General features: G+C 60.4%; 4 protein-coding genes, 1 pseudogene and 1 riboswitch. Of the genes and pseudogenes, 3 read left to right on the top strand and 2 right to left on the bottom strand.

All coding sequences use genetic code 11. The annotated features are described in order from the left end of the window. Positions 1-214: 214 nt before the first annotated feature. Positions 215-1,288 carry a D-alanyl-D-alanine carboxypeptidase family protein gene (locus QZL67_RS02495; RefSeq protein ID WP_022289201.1) on the bottom strand — a complete coding sequence of 358 codons (1,074 nt, stop codon included), beginning with the start codon at positions 1,286-1,288 and terminating at the stop codon, positions 215-217. 342 nt (positions 1,289-1,630) lie between these two features. Here QZL67_RS02495 and QZL67_RS02500 point away from each other — a divergent pair, with 342 nt between their 5' ends. The 3 genes and pseudogenes from QZL67_RS02500 to QZL67_RS11655 form a co-directional block, all read left to right on the top strand. Further along, positions 1,631-2,557, top strand: a complete 927-nt coding sequence (locus QZL67_RS02500; protein ID WP_292919710.1) for a hypothetical protein — start codon at positions 1,631-1,633, stop codon at positions 2,555-2,557. Positions 2,558-2,697: 140 nt separating this feature from the next. Further along, entirely contained in the window at positions 2,698-4,515 is a 1,818-nt protein-coding gene (gene recQ, locus QZL67_RS02505) for a DNA helicase RecQ (RefSeq protein WP_022289203.1), read from the top strand. Between the two features lie 78 nt (positions 4,516-4,593). Then, positions 4,594-4,752: riboswitch (M-box (ykoK) riboswitch) on the top strand. A gap of 315 nt (positions 4,753-5,067) precedes the next feature. Continuing rightward, positions 5,068-5,400, top strand: a pseudogene (locus QZL67_RS11655) (CBS domain-containing protein); the annotation flags it as partial. Between the two features lie 71 nt (positions 5,401-5,471). Here the strand turns inward: QZL67_RS11655 and QZL67_RS02510 are convergent. Further along, positions 5,472-5,621 (bottom strand): hypothetical protein, encoded by a 150-nt coding sequence (locus tag QZL67_RS02510; RefSeq protein ID WP_292919712.1) that lies wholly within the window; start codon positions 5,619-5,621, stop codon positions 5,472-5,474. Positions 5,622-5,634 lie beyond the last annotated feature (13 nt).

Raw genomic sequence — 5,634 nt, forward strand, 5'->3', positions numbered from 1 at the left:
TCCGGATTTCCGGACGGGGCTTTTTTGAGCAAAGACAGGAACGCAACTGGTGTGTCAAGATTCAAGTGTGGTTTCAGGCTTGGATTTGCTGCCAGAGTATCCGCAAATGATCCCGCAGTATTTTCACCATGTCTTGTTTTAAGCGGGGAGTTTTGCCGCCTTATAACAGCACAACAAAAAGCAGGATGCCTTCTAACAAGGCATCCTGCTTTTTTCAGGAGCAGAGCTTATATAATTCCACGTGATCGTAGATGGCCCGCCAGGCACTGTATGCGTTTCCTGTGACACAGAGGAAACCATGGCCATCGGCGCTTTCTGCATAGCTTGCGGCACAGTTCCCGGACTGAACGACATATCCTGTTTTAGCCGCCACTGCACGGACAGGCAGCTCCTGGTCCTTGTCCTCAATTCGGCGCAAAAACCAGTTGGAGAGAACCTGTCCGTCCGGATGCTGAGTGGTAGGCGCTGTCTCATAGGTATGGGCGGAGAGGACTTCCCGGCACAGATCATTTTCCATAGCAGCCTTCAGAATCAGCGCCATGTCGGTAACCGTACAGGCATGGGCCTCATCATAGAGCCCAACACAGTTGGTAAAATGAGCGGTATCACTCAAACCCAATTCCTCCAGCTTCTCGTTCATCAAGGCGACAAAAGCCTCCTGGGAGCCGGCCACATATTTGGCCAGGGCCAGGGCGGCGTCTGCGCCGGAGGGGAGGATTGTGCCATAGAGCAGTTCCCGGACGGGAACCACTTCATCCAGTGCAAAGCCTACGACACTGCAATCATTGACATAGCAGTAATCGGTAATGTCGATGGTGATGGTAACGGTGTCGTCCAGATTCTCAATGTGCTCGGCGGCCACCAGAAGTGTCAGGATCTTGGTCATGGAAGCAGGGGAGATCACGGCATCCGCGTTCTTTTCCGCCAGAATGCTGCCGTCCTCTGCATCAATGACCACGGCGTATTCGCTGGCGAAATCATCGCCCAGCTGAATGGTACTCTCGGTTTCCCGCGGCTGAAAAGCAATCGTCTCTGTCTCCGGTTCCTCCGTCATCTGGTTGACTGGCGCAGGGGAAACCGTATCATCTGTACCGCTGTCCTCCGGCTGGCGCTGAAAGGCCCAGGCGGCCAACAGTCCCACAAGAAGGACTAAGACCAGGCAAACGGGCAGGAGCTGCTGCAGCTGCCGGCGGCGTCTGGCCTGCTGCTTTTGGCGACGGGCTTCCGCACGCTGGGCCCGTCGGGCGGCCCGTTCCTCCTCAGAAAGTGTGGGGGTATAGTCTTCCATGGCATTGCTCCTGCTTTCGTGTGATTTGCCAGCCGTATCTGTGTAATACGATAACATTTTCATTATAGCAAAAGCAAAGACAGATTTCATTATAAATTGCAGATCTGTGGGAAAATTTTTGCGGGTTCTGAAAAACAGATATTGTCAAGCCAAGTCTTTTTTGCATAGCCTGAGGATGAGAACAGACTTGGAGGGAGCCTTATGGCAATGGTTACGAACTTTTTTGCAGGCGCAAACAGCGGAGACGGGTTCCAAAACCTTTTTTCCGAGGTAGTGGATCTTGCGGATACGTATGATCTGATGGTCCTCAAAGGTGGACCGGGAGTCGGGAAAAACACGTTCATGCGGGAGATCGGGCGCTGCATGGAGGCGGCAGGCACGCCGGTAGAGTATCTGTGGTGCTCCGGGGACCCGGACTCTCTGGATGGGGTGGTGCTGCCGGCCATCCGCTGTGCAGTGGTGGACGGAACTGCACCCCATGTGGTGGAACCCCAGTACCCGGCGGCAGTGGACCGGTATGTGGACCTGGGGCGGTTTTATGATCTGACCGCCGCCAAGGCCGCCGCAGAGGAGGTCAAGGAGCACACCCACGCCTATAAGGCCGCGTATCAGCGGGCCTACCGGAACCTCAAGGCCGCCCGGCAGGTGGAACTGGATACCATTACGGCGGTACAGGAGACCTTTGATGTGTCCAAGGCAGAGCGACGGACGGCGGGGATCATCACCCGGGAGCTGCGCCGCAGAGGCGGGGAGACAGGAAAGACCACCCGGCGCTTTTTGGGCAGTCTGACCCACAAAGGGTACATCTGGCGGTTTGACAGCGTGGATACCCTGTGTCCCAAGGTTTACGAACTGGCGGACAGCTGGGAACTGGCAGGGAAGATCCTGGCGCAGCTCCACAAGGCAGCGGAGGTCAACGGCTGGGACACCATCGCCTGCATGGCCCCGGAGGACCCCCGGCGGATGGAACATCTGCTGATTCCCGGCCTGGGGCTGGCGTTTGTCACATCCCGGGCGGATATGGAGTATGGCGGAAAACCCTACCGCCGGATTCGGCTGGACGCCATGGCTGAGCCGAAAAACCGTGCCCGACTGCGGTTCCAGCTGCGGATGACGGCGCTGCTGCGGGAGGAGGGCATGGTGGCCCTGCGGGAGGCAAAGACGAACCACGACGCGCTGGAAGCGGTTTACAATCCCTACGTGGATTTTGACGGTGTCCGGGCGCTGGCAGCGCTGGAGGCCGGCCGGCTGCTGAGCTACCTGTCGTGAAAATGGAGCTCTGCCGCAGGTGCGGCAGGGCCTTGCAACAGGATGGACCGGTGTGGTATAATTTCAACATATAATCTTGCGAAAATGGCCGCCGGAGGGCGGCCATTTTCTGCGCGGCAAAGAGAGGAACGAGACCCGCCATGACCAAGGAAGAGATCCTGAAAACCTATTACGGCTATGATGCCTTCCGCCCCGGGCAGGAGGCCATGATCGATGCCCTGCTCTCCGGGCGGGATGCATTGGCCATCATGCCCACCGGCGCGGGAAAATCCGTCTGCTACCAGGTGCCGGCGCTGCTGCTGCCGGGGATCACGCTGGTGGTGTCGCCGCTGGTGTCGCTGATGCGGGACCAGGTGACGGCACTGGTGCAGATGGGCGTCCCGGCAGCGTTCCTCAACAGCACCCTGACCTACCGTCAGTACCTGCTGGCGCTGGACCGGGCCCGGGACGGCTGGTATAAAATCATTTATGTGGCGCCGGAGCGGCTGGAAACAGATGGGTTCCGTGCCTTTGCCCAGGCGGCGCAGATCTCCCTGGTGGCGGTGGACGAGGCCCATTGCATCTCTCAGTGGGGCCAGGACTTCCGGCCATCCTATCTGAATATCCCGGACTTTGTGGCGTCGCTGCCGCAGCGGCCTCCCATCGGGGCATTCACCGCCACCGCCACCCCGGAGGTGCGGGATGATATCCGCCGCCTTTTGAAGCTGGAGCATCCCGCCATGGTGACCACAGGCTTTGACCGGGAGAATCTCTATTTTGAAGTCCAGGAGCCCCGGAGCAAGCAGACCGCCCTGCTGGAGCTGGTGCGCAGCCGTCCCGGCAAGTGCGGCATCGTCTACTGCTCCACCCGCCGGGCGGTGGAGGATGTGTGTGCGTTTTTACAGGGAGAGGGCATGTCCGCCACCCGATACCACGCGGGACTGGACGCGGAAGAGCGGCGGAAAAACCAGGAGGATTTCCTCTTCGACCGGGTCCAGGTGATGGTGGCCACCAACGCCTTCGGCATGGGGATCGACAAGTCGGATGTCCGCTATGTCATTCATTACAACATGCCCAAGGATCTGGAGAGCTACTACCAGGAGGCAGGCCGGGCCGGACGGGACGGCGCGCCTTCCAGCTGTATCCTGCTCTACAGCGGTCAGGACGTGCGGACGGCCCGCTTTCTCATTGAGCACGGGGAGCCCCGGGAGGATCTGGACGAGCGGACGCTGGAGCGTCTGCGGGAGCGGGATCTGCAGCGCCTGCGGCGGATGGCAGGCTACTGCGGTACCCGCCGGTGCCTGCGGCAGTATATCCTGGAGTATTTCGGGGAGCGGGCACCGGAGCACTGCGACGCCTGTTACAACTGCCTCCACAATTTTCAGGAGGTGGACGTCAGCGCGGAGGCCCGGGCCATTTTGCGCTGTGTGGCCCAGACCGGGCAGCACTTCGGCATTGGCGTCATCACGGAGACCCTCTGCGGCGCCGACACGGACAAGGTCCGCAAATACCACATGGATCAAGAGCCGGGATACGGTGTGCTGCGGGACTTTACCCAGAAAGAAGTGCGGGAGCGCATCCAGTTTTTGCTGGACGAGGGCATCCTGGCCCTCAGCGGCGGGCCGTATCCGGTGCTGGAGCTGGGGGAGCGGTCGGCGGAGATCGGGGAGGACGGCGGCCCCCTGACCATGCGGATGCTGCGGGAGGACCGTCCTGCGCCGGTGAAGAAGGCGGTCCAGGCGGAACTGGACGGCCCGGCGGCGGAGCTGTTTCAGCACCTGCGGGCGCTGCGGGCCCGGATCGCCCGGATGCAGGGCGTCCCTGCTTATGTGGTGTTTACCGACAAGACGCTGCGGGAGATGGCCCTGACCCAGCCGACGGACCTGCGGGCGTTTCAGGCGGTCAGCGGCGTGGGTGCCAGCAAGGCGGAGCGGTATGGCCGGCAGTTCTTGGCGGAGATCGCAGCGTTTGAGGGCTGAGGAGCTGTTTGCAGAAAGTTCACAAACCCGGGGTTGACAAATCCGGGTGTTTCGGATATGTTAAGGATAACAACCGCATATTGCGTCCGGTAGGTAAGGCTACCGCAGGGATATGGATCGCTGCCGCAAAGTGATGGAGACATCACACGATGGTTTGAACAGGGCTTGTCGAACAACAAGGCATGACCTAACGCGATTTCACCGCCCGGCGAAGCTAAAGCTTGAACGGTTTCAACCGCTTTTGCAGAGCGCCCTGCCACCGGTGGGGCGCTTTTTTGCGGCTTGATTTCAAAAAAAGTGAGGTGAACAGGATGGACACCGGCAGTCGAAGGCCAGACAAGATTTCCAGAAGGAAAGGCACGTTTCCGCAGGACCGGCACCGACTACGGGCCCGTCCTGTCATCTAGGCGCGCTTTGTCCGGCCTCCTGTCTCAAGAGGAGCGGTTGCTCCCGTAAAACAAGGAGGTACGAGTCATGATGATGAACAACTGCGTGCGCAGCGAGGTCCTGCGCGAGAATTTCCGCCCCGGCACGGATACGGTCGCAGCCATCATGTGGTCCAATCCGGTGGTGCTGCCGCCCCTCTGCCGGGTCAACGAGGCCATTGAGCGGGTCCGTCAGGTGGGACTGCCGGACGAGAACATGAACAGCTGCTATGTGGTGGCAGAGGACTATACGCTGCTGGGGCTGGTGAGCCTGCGGACACTGCTGCTGACCCGGGGCGGCGCCCGTCTGGAGGCAGTGATGTCCCATCCCTTTGCCACGGTCCAGCCCCAGGACGACCGGGAGCTGGCCGCCCAGCTGATGCAGGAATACGATCTGCTGGAACTGCCGGTGGTGGACGGGGACAACCGTCTGATGGGCGTAGTAACGGCGGATGACGCCATGGAGGTGCTGCAGGCGGAGGCGACGGAGGACATGGAGGTCATGGCCGCTATGTCTCCCTCCGAGGAGCCCTACCTGGAAAGCCCGGTATACCGTCTCTTCCGCAGCCGGATTCCCTGGCTGATGCTGCTGATGCTCTCCGCTACCTTCACCAGCGGCATCATCTCCCATTTTGAGGACGCGCTGGCGGCCCAGGTGACGCTGACCGCCTTCATCCCCATGCTGATGGACACC

Source organism: Oscillibacter sp. CAG:155 (assembly GCA_000436875.1).
Taxonomy (GTDB): Bacteria; Bacillota; Clostridia; order Oscillospirales; family Oscillospiraceae; genus Oscillibacter.